Annotated in this window: 16 protein-coding genes; 10 read left to right on the top strand and 6 right to left on the bottom strand. The window is 68.1% G+C overall.

From position 1 onward, the window contains the following. Positions 1–27: 27 nt before the first annotated feature. The 4 genes from CFB82_RS26640 to polX all read left to right on the top strand — a co-directional run bounded on the left by CFB82_RS26640 (position 28) and on the right by polX (position 5,369). On the top strand, positions 28–1,413 hold the full coding sequence (locus CFB82_RS26640) for an undecaprenyl-phosphate glucose phosphotransferase (protein ID WP_089485942.1): 1,386 nt from the start codon (positions 28–30) through the stop codon (positions 1,411–1,413). 153 nt (positions 1,414–1,566) lie between these two features. Continuing rightward, complete coding sequence (locus tag CFB82_RS26635; RefSeq protein WP_174943768.1) at positions 1,567–2,739, top strand: glycosyltransferase family 4 protein; 1,173 nt, start codon at positions 1,567–1,569, stop codon at positions 2,737–2,739. Between the two features lie 312 nt (positions 2,740–3,051). Next, entirely contained in the window at positions 3,052–3,444 is a 393-nt protein-coding gene (locus CFB82_RS26630) for a TraR/DksA family transcriptional regulator (protein WP_039357354.1), read from the top strand. A gap of 155 nt (positions 3,445–3,599) precedes the next feature. Further along, positions 3,600–5,369 carry a DNA polymerase/3'-5' exonuclease PolX gene (polX, locus tag CFB82_RS26625; RefSeq protein WP_089485940.1) on the top strand — a complete coding sequence of 590 codons (1,770 nt, stop codon included), beginning with the start codon at positions 3,600–3,602 and terminating at the stop codon, positions 5,367–5,369. 54 nt (positions 5,370–5,423) lie between these two features. Here the strand turns inward: polX and ald are convergent, their stop codons facing one another. Then, positions 5,424–6,539, bottom strand: coding sequence for an alanine dehydrogenase (gene ald / locus CFB82_RS26620; RefSeq protein ID WP_089485939.1), 1,116 nt, complete (start codon positions 6,537–6,539; stop codon positions 5,424–5,426). Positions 6,540–6,890: 351 nt separating this feature from the next. On the opposite strand from ald, the gene CFB82_RS26615 reads away from it, so the two are divergent. Further along, complete coding sequence (locus tag CFB82_RS26615; RefSeq protein ID WP_089458066.1) at positions 6,891–7,307, top strand: DUF3995 domain-containing protein; 417 nt, start codon at positions 6,891–6,893, stop codon at positions 7,305–7,307. A 9-nt stretch (positions 7,308–7,316) separates the two neighbouring features. Here the strand turns inward: CFB82_RS26615 and CFB82_RS26610 are convergent, their stop codons facing one another. Beyond that, positions 7,317–7,904, bottom strand: coding sequence for an RNA 2'-phosphotransferase (locus tag CFB82_RS26610; RefSeq protein ID WP_089485938.1), 588 nt, complete (start codon positions 7,902–7,904; stop codon positions 7,317–7,319). A 601-nt stretch (positions 7,905–8,505) separates the two neighbouring features. Here CFB82_RS26610 and CFB82_RS26600 point away from each other — a divergent pair. The 4 genes from CFB82_RS26600 (at position 8,506) to CFB82_RS26585 (ending at position 14,357) form a co-directional block, all read left to right on the top strand. Further along, a complete protein-coding gene (locus tag CFB82_RS26600) occupies positions 8,506–9,243 on the top strand; it encodes a gluconate 2-dehydrogenase subunit 3 family protein (RefSeq protein ID WP_039356908.1) in 738 nt (245 codons plus the stop codon). Continuing rightward, positions 9,243–11,021: a GMC family oxidoreductase gene (locus CFB82_RS26595; protein ID WP_069251417.1), complete on the top strand. Its 1,779-nt coding sequence runs from the start codon at positions 9,243–9,245 to the stop codon at positions 11,019–11,021. Before CFB82_RS26600 ends, CFB82_RS26595 begins: the two co-directional genes overlap by 1 nt. Continuing rightward, complete coding sequence (locus CFB82_RS26590) at positions 11,018–12,430, top strand: c-type cytochrome (protein ID WP_089447500.1); 1,413 nt, start codon at positions 11,018–11,020, stop codon at positions 12,428–12,430. The genes CFB82_RS26595 and CFB82_RS26590 overlap by 4 nt, the downstream gene beginning before the upstream one ends. Positions 12,431–12,638: 208 nt before the next feature. After that, complete coding sequence (locus CFB82_RS26585; protein WP_069251419.1) at positions 12,639–14,357, top strand: cation:proton antiporter domain-containing protein; 1,719 nt, start codon at positions 12,639–12,641, stop codon at positions 14,355–14,357. A 75-nt stretch (positions 14,358–14,432) separates the two neighbouring features. Here the strand turns inward: CFB82_RS26585 and CFB82_RS26580 are convergent, their stop codons facing one another. From CFB82_RS26580 to CFB82_RS26565, 4 genes are all read right to left on the bottom strand, one after another. Then, entirely contained in the window at positions 14,433–15,197 is a 765-nt protein-coding gene (locus CFB82_RS26580; RefSeq protein ID WP_089485937.1) for an SDR family oxidoreductase, read from the bottom strand. A 19-nt stretch (positions 15,198–15,216) separates the two neighbouring features. Next, entirely contained in the window at positions 15,217–16,212 is a 996-nt protein-coding gene (locus tag CFB82_RS26575) for an arabinose ABC transporter substrate-binding protein (RefSeq protein ID WP_089485936.1), read from the bottom strand. Between the two features lie 208 nt (positions 16,213–16,420). After that, positions 16,421–18,319: a peptidoglycan D,D-transpeptidase FtsI family protein gene (locus CFB82_RS26570; RefSeq protein WP_089485935.1), complete on the bottom strand. Its 1,899-nt coding sequence runs from the start codon at positions 18,317–18,319 to the stop codon at positions 16,421–16,423. Positions 18,320–18,728: 409 nt separating this feature from the next. Beyond that, positions 18,729–19,073, bottom strand: a complete 345-nt coding sequence (locus CFB82_RS26565) for a DUF3564 family protein (RefSeq protein ID WP_069251422.1) — start codon at positions 19,071–19,073, stop codon at positions 18,729–18,731. 650 nt (positions 19,074–19,723) lie between these two features. Between CFB82_RS26565 and CFB82_RS26560 the strand changes: the two genes are divergently transcribed. Then, on the top strand, positions 19,724–20,935 hold the full coding sequence (locus CFB82_RS26560) for an SDR family oxidoreductase (RefSeq protein WP_089485934.1): 1,212 nt from the start codon (positions 19,724–19,726) through the stop codon (positions 20,933–20,935). The last annotated feature ends 3 nt before the right edge of the window (positions 20,936–20,938 follow it).

The following is a 20,938-nucleotide window of genomic DNA, read 5'->3' as shown; positions in this document are numbered from 1 at the left end:
CAATCGACGTCCAGTGGGGCGAATTCGATGCGGCGTTCTGTGATCGCAGTTGCCGACGTCGTGCTCGTGCTGGCAGGCGCGCTCGCGGCGCAGGCGGCGTCGGGCCTCGCGTGGCACGCGCTGTCCGACGCGCAGCGCGGCACGATCGCGCTGCTGTGCGTGCTGACCGTGGCCTTGCTGCCGCGCGACCTGCGCACCGTGCGCGGCAGCGTGGCGCCGCAAGGCGGCACGCATGCACTGACGCAGACGATGGTGGCGCTCGTCTGCGCGAGCGTGCTGACGGTGACTGCCGCGATGTGGATCATGAACCGCGGCGGCACGATCACGACGCACTGGATCGTGCGCACGGTGCTGGCCGGCGACGCCGCATTGCTGCTCGGCCGCGCCGCGCTGCTGGCGCTCGCGCTGACGCGTGACGACCCGCGCGCGCGGCAGCGCCGCGTCGCGGTGGTGGGCGCGACGGCGTACGGGCGTGTCGCGGTCGAGCGGATGCAGCTCGCGCCGCAGGGGCCTTTCGTGGCGGCGTGCGTATTCGACGACGACGCGCAGGCTGCGTCCGGCGGCATCGGCGGCGTGCCGGTGATCGACGACTGGAACGCGTTGCGCGACCTGATTCGCGGCGGCGAGATCGACGAGGTATGGCTCACGCTGCCGATGTCGCACGAGTGGCGGATCCAGCGCATCGTCCGCGAGTTGCGCGACGAGTTCGTGGAGCTGCGGCTGTTGCCCGACGTGCGACAGATGGCGGTGGTCGATCGCTCGGCGACCGACGTGCTCGGCATGCCGGCCATCAACCTCGCGACCACGCCGCGCTCGGCGCCGGAGCTGTGGGCGAAGTTCGCGTTCGACCGGCTGTTCGCATTCGGCGTGCTGATTCCGTTGCTGCCGCTGCTGTCGATGCTGGCGATCGCGGTCAAGCTGTCGTCGCCGGGGCCCGTGCTGTTCAGGCAGCGCCGCAAGGGTGTCGACGGCCGGGAGTTCGACATTCTCAAGTTCCGGACGATGCGCGTGCATCGCGACCAACCGGGCGTCGTGCGACAGGCGTCGCGCAACGATTCGCGGATCACGCGCGTCGGCGCGTTCCTGCGGCGTACATCGCTCGACGAACTGCCGCAGTTCTTCAACGTGCTGTTCGGGCAGATGTCGGTCGTCGGCCCACGCCCCCACGCGATCGAACACGACGACTTCTACCGGCAACTGATCGACTGCTACATGTACCGCTACCGCGTGCGGCCCGGCATCACCGGATGGGCGCAGGTGAACGGCTATCGCGGCGAGACGCGCAAGGTCGAGGCGATGGAAGCGCGTGTGAAGTTCGATCTGTTCTACATGCAGAACTGGAGCTTCTGGTTCGACATGAAGATCATCCTGTTGACGATCGTGCGGGGATTCATCGGACGCAATGCATTCTAAGGATGTCAAATCATCCGGAAAGCGGCGCGTTGTGCGATCGAACGTACCGACCGGAGTGCAGGTGACGGACACACTGACGGCACAGCAGCATCCCGCGCAACGGGGTGTCCGGCGGCGCAACGGCGCGCCGCAGCCATCGGAATGGTCACGATCATGTCAACGTCGATTCGAGAGCGAAGCGCACCGGTATTGCAGGAAGCGCGCGCGGAGCGGGGCGCCGGCACGGCCGCGTATGCCGCGCGGCCGCGCCGGCTCGCCATCAACGGGAAATTCACCGCGCAGCGCATGACGGGCGTTCAGCGCGTGGCATACGAACTGACGGCCGAGCTCGCGCGGATCGCGAACGCCGACGATGCCCCGTCGCTCGTCGTGCCGTCCGATCACGATCCGGCGGCCATGCCGGCCGGCGCGCGATCGCTGACGTCCGGGCGCCGGCACGGCACGCTGTGGGAACAATGGACGCTGCCGCGCACGACGCGCGGCCGGACCTTGCTGAGCCTTTGCAACATTGGCCCGCTGGTCAAGCGCGATCAACTGCTGATGATTCATGACGCGGCGATTTTCGATCTGCCGGCCGGCTATTCGATGGCGTTCCGCCTCTGGTACCGCTTCGCGTTCTCGATCATGAAGCGACGTGCGCGCCATATCGTGACGGTCTCGCATTTTTCGCGGGCGCGGCTGGCCGCGCGGCTTGGCGTGCCGCCGGCGCGCCTGTCGGTCGTGCCGGGGGCGGTCGATCATATCGACCGCATCGATGCCGATCCCGGCGTGCTGTCGCGCCTGAATCTCGAGACGGACCGCTACGTGTTGTTTGTCGGGTCGCTTGCGCCCGGCAAGAATCTCGTGCGCGCACTGGCTGCGGTGGCGCTGATGCGCGAGTCGCACCCGACGTTGCGCTTCGTGATCGCGGGGGGCGCCAATGCGAAGGTCTTCGGCGCACGCGCGGCGGGCCTGCGCGAAGACGATCCGTACGTCACATGGGCCGGTTACGTGACCGACGGCGAGCTGAAGGCGCTGTACGAGCACGCAGGCTGCTTCGTGTTTCCGTCGCTTTACGAAGGATTCGGGTTGCCGCCGCTCGAGGCGATGCGGTGCGGCTGCCCGGTCATCGTGTCGCACGAAGGGGCGCTTCCCGAAGTCTGCGGCGGTGCAGCGCTGTTCTGCGACGCCTATTCACCGCCGGATATCGCCGCGGCGATTGCCCGCGTCATGGACGATCCCGAACTGCGGGCACGGCTGCGCACGCTGGGCCGCGAGCACGCGCACCGGTACAGCTGGCAGCGCTCGGCGCGCACGTTGATCGACATCGTCCGTGCCGATGCTTGACGTGCGATGACGCAACGTTGCACACGGGGCGGGCGACCCCGGCGGCGTCTGCGATAACCGCATTCGACGATGTCGCGATTTACCGTCGGTCCCCAGTTCCGGCGCGCGTCGGGCGAGTGCTGCAGCGCACGCTGATTCCGGTCAACACACGCGTGTTCAATGGGTTTATCCTGCGTCGAATGCGTCCGGCACTGCGTGTCGCCGGGCGCACATCCGGACACGGTGGCAGGCGGTGACGCCGGCCCGCCGCGCACCGGCGCGACACCGCGCGCCGCAATGCTCCGCGCGGAACCCGGAACAGGAGAGACGGCCATGGCGCTCGACCCACAACAACGGCAGACGCTGAAACAGCGGCTGAACGAGAGCGAGCAGACGTTGCGAGCGGAGATCCGTACCAGCGAAGACCAGCGCGCGTCGGAGTCCTATGCAGACCTCGCCGGCGCGGCGCCGGACGAGGGTGACGAGGCCAATGCGGATCTGTTCGTCGACGTCGATCATGCGTTGATCGGCATGAAACTGACCGAGCTGCGCGCGATCGGCCGCGCGCAGCAGCGGATGCGCGACGGCAGCTACGGCGAGTGCATCGACTGCGACGGCTCGGTCGGCTACGAGCGCCTGCTGGCGCGCCCGGCCGCCGAACGCTGCACGCATTGCCAGTCGATCTACGAGCGGCAATACGCCACGACGCCGCGTGCCTCCCTCTGACGCTGACGTCGTCGCGATCGTGGCGCTGCACGCGCGGCGCGGCCGGCGTACGATGATGAACGGGCGCCCGGCGGCGTCAGCATGCGGCGCCGGGCGGGCAGACGCCGTCGCGCATGCGTGCGGCGCCATCCACGTGGAAGGGAGCCACGCCGATCATGCCGATCCACAATGCCGGATGCGCGGCCGTGTTCGCCGAGATTGCCGACATGCTCGAGATCCAGGGCGCCAATCCGTTCCGGGTGCGTGCCTATCGCAACGCAGCACGGACGATTGCCGACTACGGGCGCGATATCCCGACGATGATCGCGAACGGCGACGATCTCGGGAAGATTCCGTCGATCGGGCCCGATCTCGCGTCGAAGCTGCGCGAGATCGCCGCGACCGGTACCTGCGAACTACAGCAAACGCTGCGCCACGCGCTGCCGGGCGCGATCGTCGAGCTGCTCGACGTGCCGGGGCTCGGCGCGAAGCGGGTGAAGGCGCTCCATGACATGCTGCACGTCGATTCGCTCGAGCAGCTTCGCGCGGAAGCGAAGAGCGGGCACGTGCGCGAGTTGCCGGGCTTCGGCCCGAAAACCGAAGCGCATCTGCTCGAAGCGATCGACGACCGGCTGAAGCGCGAACCCCAACGTTTCCTGCTGCCGGATGCGGCGCACTCGCTGCTGCCGCTGCTCGACCGCCTGCGCGCGATCGCGGGCGTCGGCCAGGCCGTGGCAGCCGGCAGTTTCCGCCGCCGGCGCGAGACGGTCGGCGATCTCGACATCCTCGTCACCGCACGTGATCCGGTGGCCGTCGCCGAAGCGTTCGTCGGCTATGGCGAGGTCGCGCGCGTGCTCGCGCACGGCAAGACGAAGTCGAGCGTCGTGCTCGCCAGCGGGTTGCAGGTCGACCTGCGCGTCGTCGATGCCGATGCGTTCGGCGCGGCGCTCGTCTACTTCACGGGATCGAAGGCGCACAACATCGCGTTGCGCAGGATCGCGCAGGCCGGCGGGCTGAAGATCAACGAATACGGCGTGTTTCGCGGCGACGAACGGATTGCCGGCGCGACCGAGGCGTCGGTCTATGCGGCGATCGGGTTGCACGACGTGCCGCCCGAGTTGCGCGAGGATCGCGGCGAGATCGACGCCGCGCGGGTAGGCGAGCTGCCGGCACTGGTCGAGCGCAAGCACGTGCACGGCGATCTGCATGCGCATACCGACGCGTCGGCCGGCCGCGACAGCCTGCGTGCGATGGCCGATGCGGCACGCGCACGCGGGTTCGCGTACCTGGCCATCACCGACCGGGCACCGCACGCGGGCGGCAGCCGCGGCGACTTCGACTGGCTTGCCCGGCAGCTCGACGAGATCGATCGCCTCAACGCGTCGTTCGACGATTTCGTGCTGCTCAAGGGCGTGGAGGCGAGCATTCGCGAGGACGGCAGCCTCGATGTGCCCGATGCGATGCTCGGCCGGCTCGATCTCGTGGTCGGTGCGGTACGCGACGGCTTCGAACTGTCGCGCGACGCGCAGACCGCGCGCATGCTGCGCGCGATGGACCATCCGCATTTCACGATTCTCGCGCATCCGACGGGCCGCGTGCTCGGCGAGCGCGACGCATGCGAACTCGACGTGCCGCGCGTGATCGCGCACGCCGCGGCGCGCGGCTGCTTCGTCGAACTCGATGCGCAGCCGCGGCGGCTCGACCTGCCGGACGTCTGGTGCCGCGAGGCCGCGAAGGCCGGCGTGCCGGTGGCGATCGGCTCGGATGCGTGCAGTGCGGACGAACTCGACAATCTCGCGTACGGCGTCGATCAGGCGCGACGTGGCTGGCTCACGCGGCCCGACGTGCTGAACACGCGCACGCTCGCGCAATTGAAGCCGCTGCTTGCACGCACGATGGGAGCGGGCGGCGCGTCGAAGCGCAGCGGCGGCGCGAAGGGCGCGTGAACGCAGCCGGCGGCGCGTGCCGTCGGCGGCTGGCCGGTCATGAATGCGGTCACGTCATGCCAGTACGCCGGTCGCCGGCACATAGGGCAGGCCGAGCGCCAGCGCGACGGCTTCGTACGTGATGTGTCCGTCGCACACGTTCAAGCCCGCGCGCAGATGCGGATCGTCGGTCATCGCCTGCTTCCAGCCCTTGTCGGCGAGCGCGAGCGCATGGGTGAGCGTCGCGTTGTTCAGCGCGAAGGTCGACGTGCGCGCGACTGCGCCGGGCATGTTCGCGACGCAGTAGTGCACGACGCCGTCGACGACGAAGGTCGGGTCCGCGTGCGTCGTCGCATGCGAGGTCTCGAAGCATCCGCCCTGGTCGATCGCGACGTCGACGACGACCGCTCCCGTGCGCATCGTCGCGATCATGTCGCGCGTGACGAGCCGCGGCGCCGATGCGCCCGGCACGAGCACGGCGCCGATCACGACGTCGGCGTCGCGCACGGCTTCGTCGATCGTGTGTGCATTCGAGCAGACGGTTGCGATCCGGTTGGCGAAGACGAGGTCGAGCTGGCGCAGCCGGTTCACGTTGGTATCGAGCACGGTGACGCGTGCGCCGAGGCCGACCGCCATCTGCAGGGCGCCGGTGCCCACCACGCCCGCGCCGAGCACGACGACATGCGCGGCCGGCACGCCGGGCACCCCGGCCATCAGCAGGCCACGCCCGCCGCGCGGGCTTTCGAGGTGGGTCGCCGCGACCTGGATCGACATGCGCCCGGCCACCTCGCTCATCGGCGCGAGCAGCGGCAGGCCGCCGCCCGGGCCCGTCACGGTTTCGTAGGCGATGCAGACGGCGCCGGACTTCACGAGCGCGGCCGCCTGGTCGGGATCGGGTGCGAGATGCAGGTACGTGTAAAGGATCTGCCCGCGTCGCAGCATCGCGCATTCCGCCGGCTGCGGCTCCTTGACCTTGATGATCATGTCGGCGCGCGCGAAGACTTCGTCGGCGCCGTCGCAGAGCGATGCGCCCGCGGCCGTGTAGTCGTTGTCGAGCAGGCCGATCGCCGTACCCGCGCCGCGCTGCACCAATACGCGATGGCCGTGCCGCGTCAGTTCGCGCGCGCCGGCCGGCGTGAGGCCCACGCGATATTCGTGGTTCTTGATCTCTTTCGGCACACCGATCAGCATGAGTCGCCTCCATGGCCTTCGTTATCGTTGTCGTGCAGGTGCGCCATGCGGCGAACGATGCCCGTGCGGCCGATCGCGCAGCGGCGTATCGACCGCAGTACTGGAATAACAGGGTAGTAGTGCGCGGAGGGAAGTCAAGCGGCCGGGCCGCGTGCACCGGCGCGCGCACTGCATCGCAACATTGCTGCCGCGGGTGACGGGTGACGGGTGGCGGGTTGCGACCGGCGGTCGCAATGCACGGGTTGCCGGGTTTCGGTATCGTCACGTGTGTCGCGGGCCGAGGCCGCGCGCCGGAACGCTGCCGGCAACACATCGAGATAACGAGACAACGACACGAGGGCATTGACCGACATGACCGGAGCGTATTTCAGCGTGCCGACGCTTTGCGCAATCGCGCTCGTTCACGTCTACTGGGCGTTGGGCGGGCGGCGCGGCAAGGGGGCGGCCATTCCGGAGCAGGACGGCGAGCCGTTATTGCGGCCGACCGCAATCGGCACGCTCGCGGTCGCGGTGGCATTGCTGGGCGGCGCGTGCGTGGTTGCCGCGCGTGCCGGCTGGCTGGGGCCGAACACGTATCCCGGCACGATCTCGTTCGCGGTCGTTGCGTTCGCACTGATCTTCGCGGTGCGGGCCGTCGGCGATTTCCGTTACGTCGGCTTCTTCAAGCGGATTCGCGGGTCGCGTTTCGCACGCATGGACACGCTGTATTACTCGCCGCTTTGCGCGGCGCTGGCGCTGTCCATCGCGTCGATGTTCTGGCCGTGGTGAGCGCGCGTCTCAGCGCGCGGGCCCGTCCATCTCTTTGAGGAATTCCGCCGGCACGGTGTCGGTCAGCCATACGCCGTTTTCCGCGACGAAGAACGTATGGCCTTGCAGATGCATGCGCTGCGCATCGACCTCGAGTATCACGGGCACGCCGTAGCGCGTGCCGACGGCCAGTGCCGTCCGGATGTCCGGCGACAGATGCACGTGATGACGGGCGCCGGGTTTCAGCCCTTGCGCCCGAATCGAATCCAGGAAGCGCGTCGCCGTGCCGTGATACAGGCGCTCGGGCGGCTGCGCGGCCGGATAGCGGCGTTGCACGACGGGCGTCGAATGGCCTTGTACCGCACGGATGCGGCGGCCGTCGTCGGAGAGGGCGAAGCGCTGCTTGTCGTTCGTCGCGCAGACGGTTTCGAGCGTCGCACGATCGAGGCGGTGCCCGTGGCGGGCCGCGCCGGTAATCAGTTCGTCGATGTCGGCCCAGCCTTCCGGGTCGAGTTGCAGCCCGATCGACTGCGGCGCGTGGCGCAGCAGGTAGCTGAGCATTCGGCTGATGCCGGTCGCGTCGGTCGCCGGCAGTTCATTCTTCTTGTGTGGTTTCATGAGACGCGGAGGCTACCAGAGCACCGCGCAAAAGGGCACCCCCGGGCACCCCGCGTGGCTGGAAAGAGACAGCCTTCGGCGCCGCTCGCCACACAACAATCGTCTAGCTGACGCCTGCATCAGGCGGTCATCACGCGATTCTTGTCGGTTCCGACTCCCGGATTTTTCAATTGTTGCGATTTTCGATGCATTGAATTGCATTGATACGACACTCAATGGAACCGGTTCCATTTATAATTCGCGGCACTTGTCGCCGGACCCTAAAGAGGGTCGTGCACGTCGCGCTTGCTGTCGGCAAACGCGGCGTCTAAGTTGAATGAGGGTCATGAGCGATGAAGGGCAGATGCAGGCAGATGCCGGTATTTGTCAGATGATAAGGCTCGCAAAGAAGCCGATCCGTGCAGCGCGACCTGAATTGGCGCGATGCGCGGCTGCATGAAGGCGCTGTCGTGCACGGCACGGGCGGCGCCTGCAGCGAGGTTGTTCGCAACAGACGAAAGAACAGGACGGCCAGCCGCATGCGGCATGGCTGCCATGCCGGACATGCCGCATGCGGAGTGCGCGCGTCCGGGCCCCGAGCCCCAACGATCAACATCCGACCATGTCCACGCCACCTGACAAACCCAACTCGCGCCGCCGTTTCCTGCGCACGTCGGTCGCGCTCGTGCCGATCGCGTCGGTCGCCGGCTGCGACCTGCGTTCGTCGTCGCCTTCCGCGACGACCGGCAACGCGCCCGGTGCATCGGCCAACGCCGAACGCGCGCCGTACAAGCCGACCTTCTTCGATGCGAAGGAATGGGCGTTCGTCCAGGCCGCCGTCGACCGGCTGATTCCGGCCGACGCCGAAGGTCCCGGCGCGCTCGAATCGGGCGTGCCCGAATTCATCGACCGCCAGATGGAGACGCCGTATGCGCACGGCGCCACCTGGTATATGCAGGGCCCGTTCCAGCAAGGCGTGCCCGAGCTCGGCTACCAGTTGAAGCTGGTGCCGCGCGACATCTACCGGCTCGGCATCGCGGCGGTCAACCGTTATTGCGAGAAGACCCACGGCAAGGCGTTCGCGGATCTCGACGCGCCGACGCGCGACACCGTGCTCGGCGCGCTGGAGAAGGGCGGTGCGCAGATCGACGACGTGCCGCCCGGCGTGTTCTTCGGTCAGTTGCTGCAGAACACGCGCGAAGGGTACTTCTGCGATCCGGTGCATGGCGGCAATCACGACATGGCCGCGTGGAAGATGATCGGCTTTCCGGGCGCGCGCGCGGACTTCATGGATTTCGTCAACCAGAACGGCAAGTCGTATCCGTACGGCCCCGTCTCGATCAACGGGGAGCGCAGCTGATGGCCGCAGAGAAAAAACCGCATGTCGATGCGGTGATCGTCGGCTTCGGCTGGACCGGCGCGATTCTCGCGAAGGAACTGACCGAAGCGGGCCTGAACGTCGTCGCGCTCGAGCGCGGCGAGTATCGCGACACCTATCCGGACGGCGCGTATCCGAACACGATCGACGAGCTGACCTACAACATCCGCAAGAAGCTGTTCCTCGACCTGTCGAAGACGACCGTGTCGATCCGTCACGGCCTGCAGGACACCGCGCTGCCGTACCGGCAGCTCGCCGCGTTCCTGCCGGGCGAAGGCGTCGGCGGCGCGGGGCTGCACTGGTCGGGCGTGCATTTCCGGATCACGCCGGAAGAGCTGCGCCTGCGCAGCCACTATGAAGAGCGCTACGGCAAGAAGTTCATCCCCGAAGGGATGACGATCCAGGACACGGGCGTGACCTACGAGGAGCTCGAGCCGCATTTCGACTTCGCCGAGAAGGTGTTCGGCACGTCGGGGCAGGCGTACAAGGTTGGCGGCAAGGTGGTCGGCGACGGCAACGTGTTCGAAGCGAACCGCAGCGACAACTTCCCGCTGCCGGCACAGCTCAATACCTATTCGGCGCAGCGCTTCTCCGATGCGGCGAAGTCGCTCGGCCTGCATCCGTACCGGCTGCCGTCGGCGAACACGTCGGGCCCGTACACCAACCCGTACGGCGTGCAGATGGGCCCGTGCAACTTCTGCGGCTACTGCAGCGGTTACGCGTGCTACATGTACTCGAAGGCGTCGCCGAACCTGAACATCCTGCCCGCGCTGAAGCAGGCGCCGAACTTCGAGCTGCGCTCGAAGTGCCACGTGCTGCGCGTCGACCTCGACGATACGAAGAAGCGCGCGACGGGCGTGACCTACGTCGACCCGGCCGGGCGCGAAGTGCACCAGCCGGCGGATCTCGTGATCGTGGCCGCGTTCCAGTATCACAACGTGCACCTGCTGCTGCTGTCGGGCATCGGCAAGCCGTACGACCCGATCTCGGGCGAAGGCGTCGTGGGGCGCAATTTCGCGTACCAGAACCTGTCGACGATCAAGGCGTACTTCGACAAGGACACCTACACGAATCCGTTCATCGGCGCGGGCGGCAACGGCGTCGCGGTGGACGATTTCAACGCGGACAACTTCGACCACGGCCCGCTCGGCTTCGTCGGCGGCTCGCCGCTGTGGGTGAACCAGGCCGGCGTGAAGCCGATCAGCGGCATCGCGACGCCGCCCGGCACGCCGCAGTGGGGCTCGGCGTGGAAGAAGGCGGTCAAGGACAACTACGCGCACACGATCTCGATGGACGCGCACGGCACCAACATGTCGTACCGCGACGTGTATCTCGACCTCGATCCGACCTATCGCGATTCGTACGGCCAGCCGCTGTTGCGGATGACCTTCGACTGGAAGGACAACGACATCAAGATGGCGCAGTACGTGACCGGCCAGATGAAGAAGATCGCGGAAGCGATGGGGCCGAAGGCGATCGGCGTATCGACGCGCGAATTCGGCAAGCACTTCGACTCGCGCCAGTACCAGACGACCCACCTCGTCGGCGGCGCGATCATGGGCACCGACCCGAAGACGAGCGTGCTGAACCGCTACCTGCAGTGCTGGGACGTGCACAACGTGTTCGTGATGGGCGCATCGGCGCTGCCGCAGGGCATCGGCTACAACCCGACCGGGATCATCGCGGCGCTGGCCTACTGGTCGGCACGTGCGATCCGCGAGCAATACCTGAAAAATCCCGCCCCGCTGGTGACCGTATGAAGAGGACGATGAACCACAACGTCGCGCGCCGGATGACGCGCGCGCTGGCGGCCGGTGCGGCCTGGGCCGCGTTCGGCTTCGCGGGCACGGCGGCATTGGCGCAGCCGGCCGCACCCGCGGCGGCTTCCGGCCCGGCGGCCGCACCCGCGGCCCCATCCGCCGACGCGGCACTGATCAAGCGCGGCGAATACCTCGCGCGGGCAGGCGACTGTATCGCGTGCCACACCGCGAGCGGGGGCAAGCCGTTCGCGGGCGGGCTGAAATTCGACACGCCGATCGGCGGGATCTACTCGACGAACATCACGCCGGACCCGAAAACGGGCCTGGGCGGCTGGACGGTCGAGGACTTCACGCGCGCGGTGCGCGAAGGCGTGCGCAAGAACGGCGACACGATGTATCCGGCGATGCCGTTCCCGTCCTATGCGCGCCTGACCGACGACGACATGAAGGCGCTGTACGCGTACTTCATGCACGGCGTCGCGCCGGTCGAGCACGAGAACCGCGCGGTCGACATCGTGTGGCCGTTGTCGATGCGCTGGCCGCTCGGGATCTGGCGCAAGATGTTCGCGCCGACGCCGAAGCCGTTCGACGCGGCGCCGTACACCGATCCGGTGGTCGCGCGCGGTGCGTATCTCGTACAGGGTCTCGGCCACTGCGGCGCATGCCATACGCCGCGCGCGCCGACCATGCAGGAGCGCGGGCTGACCGACGCGGACGGCCCGGACTTCCTGGCCGGCGGCGCGGCGATCGACGGCTGGGTGCCGACGAGCCTGCGCGGCGAGCCGCGCACGGGCCTCGGCACGTGGACGGAAACCGAGATCGTGCAGTTCCTGAAGACGGGCCGCACGTTGCGCACGGCCGCGTTCGGCGGGATGACGGACGTGGTCGGCCACAGCATGCAGCACATGACCGACGATGATCTGAACGCGATCGCGCGCTATCTGAAGACCCTGCCGCCGCGCGTGCAGGGCGAGCAGCCGCACGTGTACGACGCGGCCGCCGCGAAGGCGCTGCAGACCGGCGACGCGAGCAAGCCGGGCGCGGCCGTCTATCGCGACAACTGCATGGCCTGCCACCGCAGCGACGGCCACGGCTACACGCGCGTGTTCCCGGCGCTGGCCGGCAACCCGGTCGTGCAGGGTGACGATCCGACCTCGCTGATCCACGTGGTGCTGGAAGGCAGCGCGCTGCAGGGGACGCGCACCGCGCCGTCGACGTTCACGATGCCGCCGTTCGGCTGGCGCCTGTCGGACCAGGAAGTCGCGGACGTGTCCAACTTCGTGCGCACGAGCTGGGGCAACACGGGTGCTGCCGTGACGGCCGCGCAGGTCGCGAAGGTGCGCAAGAGCGTGCCGTCGACCCGGCCCGAAGCGCCGCCGGGCGCACGGTTCCCGCAAGCGTCGCGTTGACGGGGCGGCGGGGCGCCAGCCCCGCCTGTCCGATGGGCTTCAGGGCGCCGCCGCATCCGCGCGGCGCCTTTCTTTTCGCCGGGGTTGCACCCCGCAAAGGCGCGCCACCGCGTGAATTTTTCGCGGCGGCGCGCCATTTTTCCGCCTCATCCCTTATCCTTTCATTCTTGAACCTTACTAAATAGTTACAAGAACTTCGGGAGGGGGGATGCCTCATGACGTCAGCCTGATTGCGTTGCTCGCGGCCGGTTTCGGTCTCGCGATGGTCTTCGGTTATTTCGCGTCGCTGTTGAAAATGCCGCCGCTCGTCGGCTATCTGCTCGCCGGGATCGTGATCGGCCCCGGCACGCCCGGCTTCGTCGGCGACCTGTCGCTCGCGCAGCAGCTCGCCGAAGTCGGCGTGATGCTGTTGATGTTCGGCGTCGGCCTGCATTTCTCGCTCGGCGATCTGCTCGCGGTGCGCAAGATCGCACTGCCGGGCGCGATCGTCCAGATTACGGTGGCCACGCTGCTGGGCGGCGGCCTCGCGCTCACCTGGGGCTGGAGCGTTGGCGCGGCGCTCGTGTTCGGGCTCGCGCTGTCGGTCGCGAGCACGGTGGTGCTGCTGCGTGCGCTCGAAGGGCGCGGGCTGGTCGAGACGGTCAACGGGCGCATCGCGGTCGGCTGGCTCGTCGTCGAGGATCTCGTGATGGTGCTCGTGCTGGTGCTGCTGCCGCCCGTCGCGGGGCTGCTCGGCGGTACGCCGCCCGGCGACGCGCATGCGGCCGGCGGCAGCGTGTGGGGCACGCTCGGCGTCACGATGCTGAAGGTCGCGGCGTTCATCGCGTTGATGCTGGTGGTCGGCAAGCGCGTGTTTCCGCGCATTCTGTGGCTCGTCGCTCGCACCGGCTCGCGCGAACTGTTCACGCTGTGCATGATCGCGGCCGCGGTCGGCATCGCGTTCGGCGCGGCGAAGCTGTTCGACGTGTCGTTCGCGCTCGGCGCGTTCTTCGCCGGGATGATGATGCGCGAGTCGGAGTTCAGCCGGCGCGCGGCCGACGAGACGCTGCCGCTGCGCGACGCGTTCTCGGTGCTGTTCTTCATTTCGGTCGGGATGCTGTTCGACCCGAAGATCCTGCTCGCGGAGCCGCTGCACGTGATCGAGGTCGCGGCGATCGTGGTGATCGGCAAGACGCTCGCGGCGGTCGCGCTCGTGATCGCGTTCCGCTATCCGCTGAATACCGCGCTGACGGTCGGCGCGGGTCTCGCGCAGATCGGCGAGTTCTCGTTCATCCTCGCCGGGCTCGGCCGTGCGCTCGGGCTGCTGTCGGCCGAGGGGCAGAGCCTGATTCTGGCCGTCGCGCTGATCTCGATCGCGATGAACACGCTGCTGTTCGCGATGATCGATCCGGCGCTCGCGTGGATTCGCAAGCATTCGGCGTTCGCGCGCAAGCTCGAGGCGCGCGACGATCCGCTCGCCGCGCTGCCGATGTCGACGCCGCAGACGCACCTGACGGGGCAGGTCGTGATCGTCGGCTACGGCAAGGTCGGTACGCGCATCGCGCACGCGCTGGACGAGCGCGGCATCGCGTATGTCGTCGTCGAGCAGAATCGCGAGCTCGTCGAGAAGCTGCGTGAAGAAGGTGTGGCGGCCGTGTCGGGCGACGCGATCGAGCCGATCGTGCTCGTGCAGGCGCATATCGCGCGTGCCGGGATGCTGGTCGTCACGCTGCCTGACGTGTTCGACGTGCGGCAGATCGTCGAGATCTCGCGCACCTTGAATCCGGCGCTCGAGGTCGTGCTGTGCACGAACAGCGGCGACGAGGCCGCGCTGCTGTCGAACGAGGGCATCGGCACCGTGTTCATGGGCGAGACCGAACTCGCGCGCGGAATGACCGAGCACGTGCTCGGCAGGATGACGAAGCCGGCTGCGGCCGCTGCGCATTGACGGCGCGCGGCATCGCGCCGCGTGCCGGGCGGGGCGCGGCGGCCCGGGCGGCCGCCGGCCCTGCGTGCTTCCGTTTCAGTAGAACGTCTCCAGCGTCAGTTCCTGCGCCATCACGCGATTGCCGGCCAGCAGGCCGCCATCGACGGGCAGCGCCACACCGGTGATGATCCGCGCAGCCGGCGAGCACAGGAACAGCGCAGCCTGCGCGACGTCGTCGGGTGTCGCGAAATCGTCGAGCGGATACCACTTCCTCAACGCCTCGAACACCTGCGGGTTGCGCGCCACACGCGCTTGCCACGCGGGTGTCTTCACGGTGCCCGGCAGCACGATGTTCGCGCGCACGCCGTCGCGGCCGAATTCGATCGCGAGCGATTTCGTATAGCTGATCAGCCCGGCCTTCGCCGCGCTGTACGCCGGATGCCCGAGCGCATGCACGCCGTTGACCGAACCGATAATCGCGATCGCGCCGCGCCCGCGCGCCCGCATGCCGGGCAGCACGGCTTCGACGCTCACGTAGGTGGCCGTCAGGTTCGCGTCGAGATCCGTGCGCCAGGTGGCGGGCGTCGTGTCGCGCAGCGTGGTCGACGCCGCCGTGCCCGCGTTCGCGACGAGCACGTCGACTGGCGGCTGCGATTCGAGCAGCGAACGCAGCTGCTCGACGTCGGTCAGGTCGTCGACGACCGGCGTCGCGTGCGCGTCGTCGAGCGTATCGAGGAAGCGGTCGAGCGCCGCGCGGTCGCGATCGAGCGCGAGCACGCGGTCGCCCGCGGCGAGGAAGGTGCGGCACAGCGCCTGGCCGATGCCGCCGGCGGCGCCCGTCACGAGGGTGGTGCGTGTCATGTCGGCTCCTTGTACCGGCTCACAGGCCGAGCGCGGCGCGCGCCTGCTTTTCGTTGTCACGCGTGATCAGCGTGCCGGACGTCAGCACGAGCGGCGGCGGCGCCTGGTTCTTCGTGATCCAGTCGACCATGTTGATGCTCGTCTGGTAGCCGTGCTGGCGCGGATTCAGCAGGATCGAGCCGTAGAAACCCGTCGGTTTGGGCTTCGCGAATTCATTGAGCGCGACCTGGCTGCCGTTGATGCCGACCGCGACCATCGCGTCGGCGCCGATGCCGCGCCCCTCGGCGGCGCGCACCGCGCCGACCGTCGTGTCGTCGTTCGAGCCGAATGCGACCCAGCGCTTGAAATTCGCATGCTTGGTGAGCGCGATGTTCGCCGCGTTGAACGCGCCTTCGGTGTCGGCCGTCATTTCGGGCGCGTCGATCACGTTCGCGGCCGGGAAGCCGGCGGCCTTGAGCGCGTCCACCGCGCCGGTCGTGCGCTCTTTCGCGGTCGGCAACTGGTCGTATGCGATCCGGATGATGCCGACCTCGGCCGGATTCCAGCCGCGCCGCTTCGTCTCGTCCGCGATCGCGTGGCCGACCTGCTGGCCGATCTTGTACGCGGAGATGCCCATGTGCGGCACGCCCTGGAGCGGCGCGCCGCGGCCGTCGACGAGCTGGTCGTCGACCGACATCAGCTTGATCCCCGCGCGCTTCGCCTTCGCGGCGATGCCGGGGCCGAGCTTCACGTCGGGGGCGCAGATGATCACGCCCTGCGCCTTTTGCGCGGCGAGGCTGTCGAGCGCGGTCGACACCTTTTCGCCGCTGGGCGTCGCGATCCTGATCAGCGTGAAGTGCCGTTCCTTCGCCGCCTGCTCGGCGAAGCGCCATTCGTCCTGGAACCACGGGTCGTCCGGCTGTTTGACGAGGAAGCCGATTTTCACGTCGGCGGGGTCGGCGGCATGGGCGGGCACCCCGACGACCAGTGCCGCGCTCGCGGTGGCCAGTGCGAGCGTCTTCCAGTGGAATCGCATGCGTCTCTCTCCTTTGTTGTAGTCGCGCACGCGGGCAGGGCTGCCCGACGCGCGCAAAAAAATTGTAGGAGGAGGCAGCGGGAACGCTCAAATGATGCGCGGCGTTCCTGGAAAGTGGGACGGTGCCCGATGGCGGGGAAGTGTGAGGCGGCGACGAGGTTGTCGGGGTGCGACACGGCGGGGCGGCGCGTCGCTCGGCCTGGGTCGATTACCCCGCCGCCGTGTTTGCCTGCGCTGGTGTTCTCGACGGCGCGGCAGTCTTCAGGGATGCGGTGGTTTTCGGCGCAGCGGCTGTCCTGGCCTGCGTCGCCGCCGTTTTCGGTGCCGCCACCGTCTTCTGCGGCGCAACGGCTTTCGCCGGCGGGGTTTTCTCGGGCTCGACCGGTGCGTCGGGCGGCACGCCGAGCAACTGCAGCGAGCCGCTCGTGACCGACGCGAACACCGGGCCGGCCACCGTGCCACCGTAATAGCCCTTGCCGCGCGGCTCGTCGATCATCACCGCGACGATCAGGCGCGGGTTGCTCATCGGCGCCATCCCGGCGAACAGCGCGCGGTACTTGCCTTTCGCATAGGTTGCGCCGACCTGCTTGCGCGCGGTACCCGTCTTGCCGCCGATCCGGTAGCCGTCGACGCGCGCGCGGCGCCCCGTGCCGCCTTCGCCGACCGCCATCTCGAGCATCGACCGGATCGCCGCGGCCGTTTGCGGCGACGTCACGCGGTGGCCGCGATGCGCATCGATCGTTTGCTGGTCGGTGCCGTTCTTCAGCAGCGACACCGGGTGCAGCGTGCCGTCGCCCGCATAGGCCGTGTAGGTTTGCGCGATCTGCAGCAGCGACATCGACAGCCCGTAGCCGTATGCCATCGTCGCCTGCTCGATCGGCCGCCAGCGCTTGTAGCCGCGCAGCCGGCCCGACGCGACGCCCGGGAACGTGAGTTCCGGCGCGCGGCCGATCCCGTATTCCTGGTATTTGTTCCAGATCGTTTCGGCGGGCAGGTTCAGCGCGAGCTTCGCGAGCGCGACGTTGCTCGACTTCTGTAACGCCTGCGACACCGTCAGCGACCCGTGATTCGACGTGTCGTGGATCACGGCCGGGCCGATCTTGTAGGTGCCCGGCGACGTGTTGATGATCGTGTTCGGCGTGACCTTGCGCTCGTCGATCGACAGCGCGACGACGAGCGGCTTGATCGTCGAGCCCGGCTCGAACGTGTCGATCACCGCGCGATTGCGCAACTGCTGGCCGGTGAGGCGCGCGCGGTCGTTCGGGTCGAAGGTCGGATAGTTCGCGAGCGCGAGGATCTCGCCGTTCTGCGCGTCGAGCACCACGACGCTGCCGGCCACGGCGTTGTTCTCGACCACGGCCGCCTTGAGCTGGCTGAACGCGAGCTGCTGGATGCGGCGGTCGATCGTCAGTTCGATCGTGGCGCCGTGCTGCGCCGGGACGAGCGGGCGCGTGTCCGACACGATGCGGCCGAGCCGGTCGCGGATCACCTCGCGCTGCCCGGACGTGCCCACCAGGCGCGCATTCGCGGCGAGTTCGACGCCTTCCTGGCCCTTGTCCTCGACGTTCGTGAAGCCCACCACGTGCGCGGCCGATTCGCCTTCCGGGTAGAAACGCTTCGAATCGGCGATCTGCGTGATGCCGTCGATCGCGAGCTTGTCCAGCTTGCCCGCGGTGTCCGCGTCGACCTGCCGCTTGAGCAGCACGAACGTCTTGTCGTTGCCGAGGCGCCGCTTGACCTCGGCGAGCGGCATGTCGAGCAGCTTCGAGATCTGCGGGTAGTCGGTGTCGGCGACCTGTTTCGGGTTCGCCCAGATTTCATAGGTCGACAGGCTGACGGCGAGCATCGCGCCATTGCGGTCGACGATGCGCCCGCGCGTCGCGTCGAGCTCGATCGTGCGCTGGTAGCGTTTCTGACCCTGGCCGACGTAGAACTCCTTGTTCGCGACCTGCACCCAGAAGGCGCGGCCGATCAGCGCGGCGAACGCGAGGAACACGATGATCACGATCAGCTTCGAGCGCCACATCGGCAGGCGCGACGCAAGCATCGGATTCTTGGTCGCGGCCGCGTACGGATCGGCGGGGTGGGTCTTCTTTTTCACGCTCATGCAATGGCCGGGTCGGGCCGCCCGAGGGCGGCGAGTCAGTCTGAATAATGGGATTGTAATAAAGGAGTAAACGCCGTGTGGGGAAAGTATGTTCCGGCCCCCAGAAAAAGCGGCTATCGGCGCGCTGACACAGGGCGGAAAAGGTGCGCGGGAAGCGGCCTTTCACGGATGCGGCGGACGATGAAAGGCCGGCGATTCGCGACCTGTAAATCGGAGGGCTGGCGATTTCAGGTACGGATCGATGCCGATCTCCCCGGTGGGCGATCAATTGATCGGTTCGCGGTTATTTCTTTAAACCGGAAAATGAAAAGCGCCCCGAAACGGGGCGCCGTTAATGCTGAATATCGAAATAAATATCGCTGAAACCGGAATAAACCCGAAAACCGCAGACGAATTACATCGATAATTTCTATCGGTCGACGGAAATGAATTCCCGGTATTCCGGCTCACTCGTGCAGCGGTCGACCGCCTGCAGTCGCCACGCGGCGGGGTGATTGCCGGCGAGCACCGCGGGGCCCTGTTCGCGCTGCGTCGCGTCGAACGACAGTCCCTTCAACTGGCACACGGCATTCCCGCTGTCGGCCGCGCAGAGCGCCATTGCGCCCTCCACGTCGCGGACCTTGCCCCAGGTCGGGAGATCCATGCCTTGGTGTGCTTCGCGCGACCACAGCCCCTCGTCGGTATCGACCCACAGTACCGCGAAGGCGTTCCGGGTTGCCGATTCGCTGCCATTAATCCGAATGGTGAGGCGCATTGTGATCGTCTCCTAAAAAAGTGATGCATTCGACCGTTTTGACTTGACCAGTCTAGATAGACTGGTGTGAAACGCAAGTGATAATCCGCAATAAATTCATATCGAGTGCATCGCGGTTTCAGATGGAACGACGTCTGATGATGCATGGTTATTCCGGCACCGTGCGCAAACCCGCGCGTACCGGCGATCGCGGTGCTGATGCGTGCCGGGCCGATCATCGAGACATGGGATGACATGGCCGCGAGGCGCGTCGATCTGTCGCGTGCGGCCGGCTGCGGAAACCGGGTCGAGCCGAGACGTACCGCACCGCCGAAAAGCGGCCCGACCGGAGGTTGCGGCGTCTTGACGGCGCGCCCGGGACGACAGACTCCGACAATCCCATACAAATCGGCACACTTTCACGAAACTTTCGGGACAGACTTGCCTGCGGTCCGGCCCCACACTGGGATGTTCCCGATCCAGTGCCGCGGACGCCCGTCCTCGGCGGCTGCCGCCGCCTCGTGCCAGAGACGCGATCGACGCGATCGCAGGCCGCACGCCCGATCGGGACTGCCGGGGCGCGCGTCAGGCCCCGGCCCGGCCGGTGAGCCGTGCGCAGCCCGCAACCGCGGGCGTCGCGCCGCCCGGCCGACTCTTCGAAGGAGACTATCGTGCTGATCTGGAAAACCGCGTTGTCGCTCAACTGGCGGACGAGCCTCGTGTCGCCGGCCAGCGCACCGGTCGCGGCGGCGAACGTCGGGCGGCTGGTGCTGACCGGCGCAACCGGCTTCATCGGCAGTACCGTACTGACGGCGCTCGTCAATGCGGGGCTGCTCGACCGCATCGTCTGCGTCGTGCGTGCGCAGGATCGCGGCCACGCCATCGCGCGGCTGCGCGAAGCGGCGCTGCGCGCGGGGCTGGCGCCGTACTGGGCGTCGCGCCTGACCGATGCGAACGTGATCGTCGGTGCGCTCGGCGACGTGTGGCAGGGCGCCGACGCCCCGCGCCTCGCCGCCGCGACGCACGTGATTCATTGCGCAGGCCATGCGTCGCCGGCCGACGGCGCGCACCTGCGGGCCGATATCGCCGATGCGGTGCGCTTCGCCGAACGCTTCGCCCGGGCGCCGCGCCTGCAGCGCTTCGTGTACGTCGGCACGGCCTATGCGCATGCGGGCCGCGGCGGGATCGTGCAGGAAGAAGCCGCGGCCGATGCGGCGAACGACGTCGCGCGCGACGAAGAAGGCTTGCCGGGTGCGGTGCTCGCGGCGGGCTACCTGCATGCGAAGGCCGAGACCGAGCAGCGCCTGCGGGCGCTCGGGCTGCCGCTCGTCGTGGTGCGGCCGTCGCATGTGGTCGGCCACACGGTGCTCGGTACGCGGCCCGCGCCGAATTCGTTCTGGATGTTCCGGCTCGCGCATGCCGCGCGCCGCTTCACCGCGCGGCCGATGACGCGCATCGACATCGTGTCGGTGGACGACGTGGCGCGTGCGACGATGCTGCTGGCCGTCAAGCCGACGCTCGCGCACGACCTGTATCACGTGTCGGCCGGCGACGAGGCGCCGCAGGTCGCCCAGATCGTGCGTGCGATGGACGAGGCGGCGGGCATGACGGGCGCGCCGCGCTATGCGGCGTGTGCGCCGGCCGAGTTGCCGCTCGTGGTGCGCGATGTGCTGGGGCGGACCGATCCGGCACTCGAACGCGTGATCGGCCGGGCACTGCAGCGCTGCGGGGAATTCGCGACGGTCGATCGCGTGTTCGACAACCGCCGCGTGCGCGACGAAATCGATTTCGAGCCGTTGCCGTTCATCGATTACGTCGAGGAATGCATGCGCACGTCGCGCGGCGTGGCCGTGACCGAGCTGATCCGCGGCACGGTGCACTGACCG

Source organism: Burkholderia sp. HI2714 (assembly GCF_002223085.1).
Classification (GTDB): Bacteria; Pseudomonadota; Gammaproteobacteria; order Burkholderiales; family Burkholderiaceae; genus Burkholderia; species Burkholderia lata_D.
Note: the sequence above shows the minus strand (reverse complement) of the source record. Positions and strands in the feature narration are given on the sequence as shown.

Excerpts from the sequence above, each read along its gene's own strand:
- CFB82_RS26640 (WP_089485942.1), top strand. The coding sequence starts at position 28 with ATGCGGCGTTCTGTGATCGCAGTTGCCGACGTCGTGCTCGTGCTGGCA.
- CFB82_RS26635 (WP_174943768.1), top strand. The coding sequence starts at position 1,567 with ATGTCAACGTCGATTCGAGAGCGAAGCGCACCGGTATTGCAGGAAGCG.
- CFB82_RS26630 (WP_039357354.1), top strand. The coding sequence starts at position 3,052 with ATGGCGCTCGACCCACAACAACGGCAGACGCTGAAACAGCGGCTGAAC.
- polX (WP_089485940.1), top strand. The coding sequence starts at position 3,600 with ATGCCGATCCACAATGCCGGATGCGCGGCCGTGTTCGCCGAGATTGCC.
- ald (WP_089485939.1), bottom strand. The coding sequence starts at position 6,539 with ATGCTGATCGGTGTGCCGAAAGAGATCAAGAACCACGAATATCGCGTG.
- CFB82_RS26615 (WP_089458066.1), top strand. The coding sequence starts at position 6,891 with ATGACCGGAGCGTATTTCAGCGTGCCGACGCTTTGCGCAATCGCGCTC.
- CFB82_RS26610 (WP_089485938.1), bottom strand. The coding sequence starts at position 7,904 with ATGAAACCACACAAGAAGAATGAACTGCCGGCGACCGACGCGACCGGC.
- CFB82_RS26600 (WP_039356908.1), top strand. The coding sequence starts at position 8,506 with ATGTCCACGCCACCTGACAAACCCAACTCGCGCCGCCGTTTCCTGCGC.
- CFB82_RS26595 (WP_069251417.1), top strand. The coding sequence starts at position 9,243 with ATGGCCGCAGAGAAAAAACCGCATGTCGATGCGGTGATCGTCGGCTTC.
- CFB82_RS26590 (WP_089447500.1), top strand. The coding sequence starts at position 11,018 with ATGAAGAGGACGATGAACCACAACGTCGCGCGCCGGATGACGCGCGCG.
- CFB82_RS26585 (WP_069251419.1), top strand. The coding sequence starts at position 12,639 with ATGCCTCATGACGTCAGCCTGATTGCGTTGCTCGCGGCCGGTTTCGGT.
- CFB82_RS26580 (WP_089485937.1), bottom strand. The coding sequence starts at position 15,197 with ATGACACGCACCACCCTCGTGACGGGCGCCGCCGGCGGCATCGGCCAG.
- CFB82_RS26575 (WP_089485936.1), bottom strand. The coding sequence starts at position 16,212 with ATGCGATTCCACTGGAAGACGCTCGCACTGGCCACCGCGAGCGCGGCA.
- CFB82_RS26570 (WP_089485935.1), bottom strand. The coding sequence starts at position 18,319 with ATGAGCGTGAAAAAGAAGACCCACCCCGCCGATCCGTACGCGGCCGCG.
- CFB82_RS26565 (WP_069251422.1), bottom strand. The coding sequence starts at position 19,073 with ATGCGCCTCACCATTCGGATTAATGGCAGCGAATCGGCAACCCGGAAC.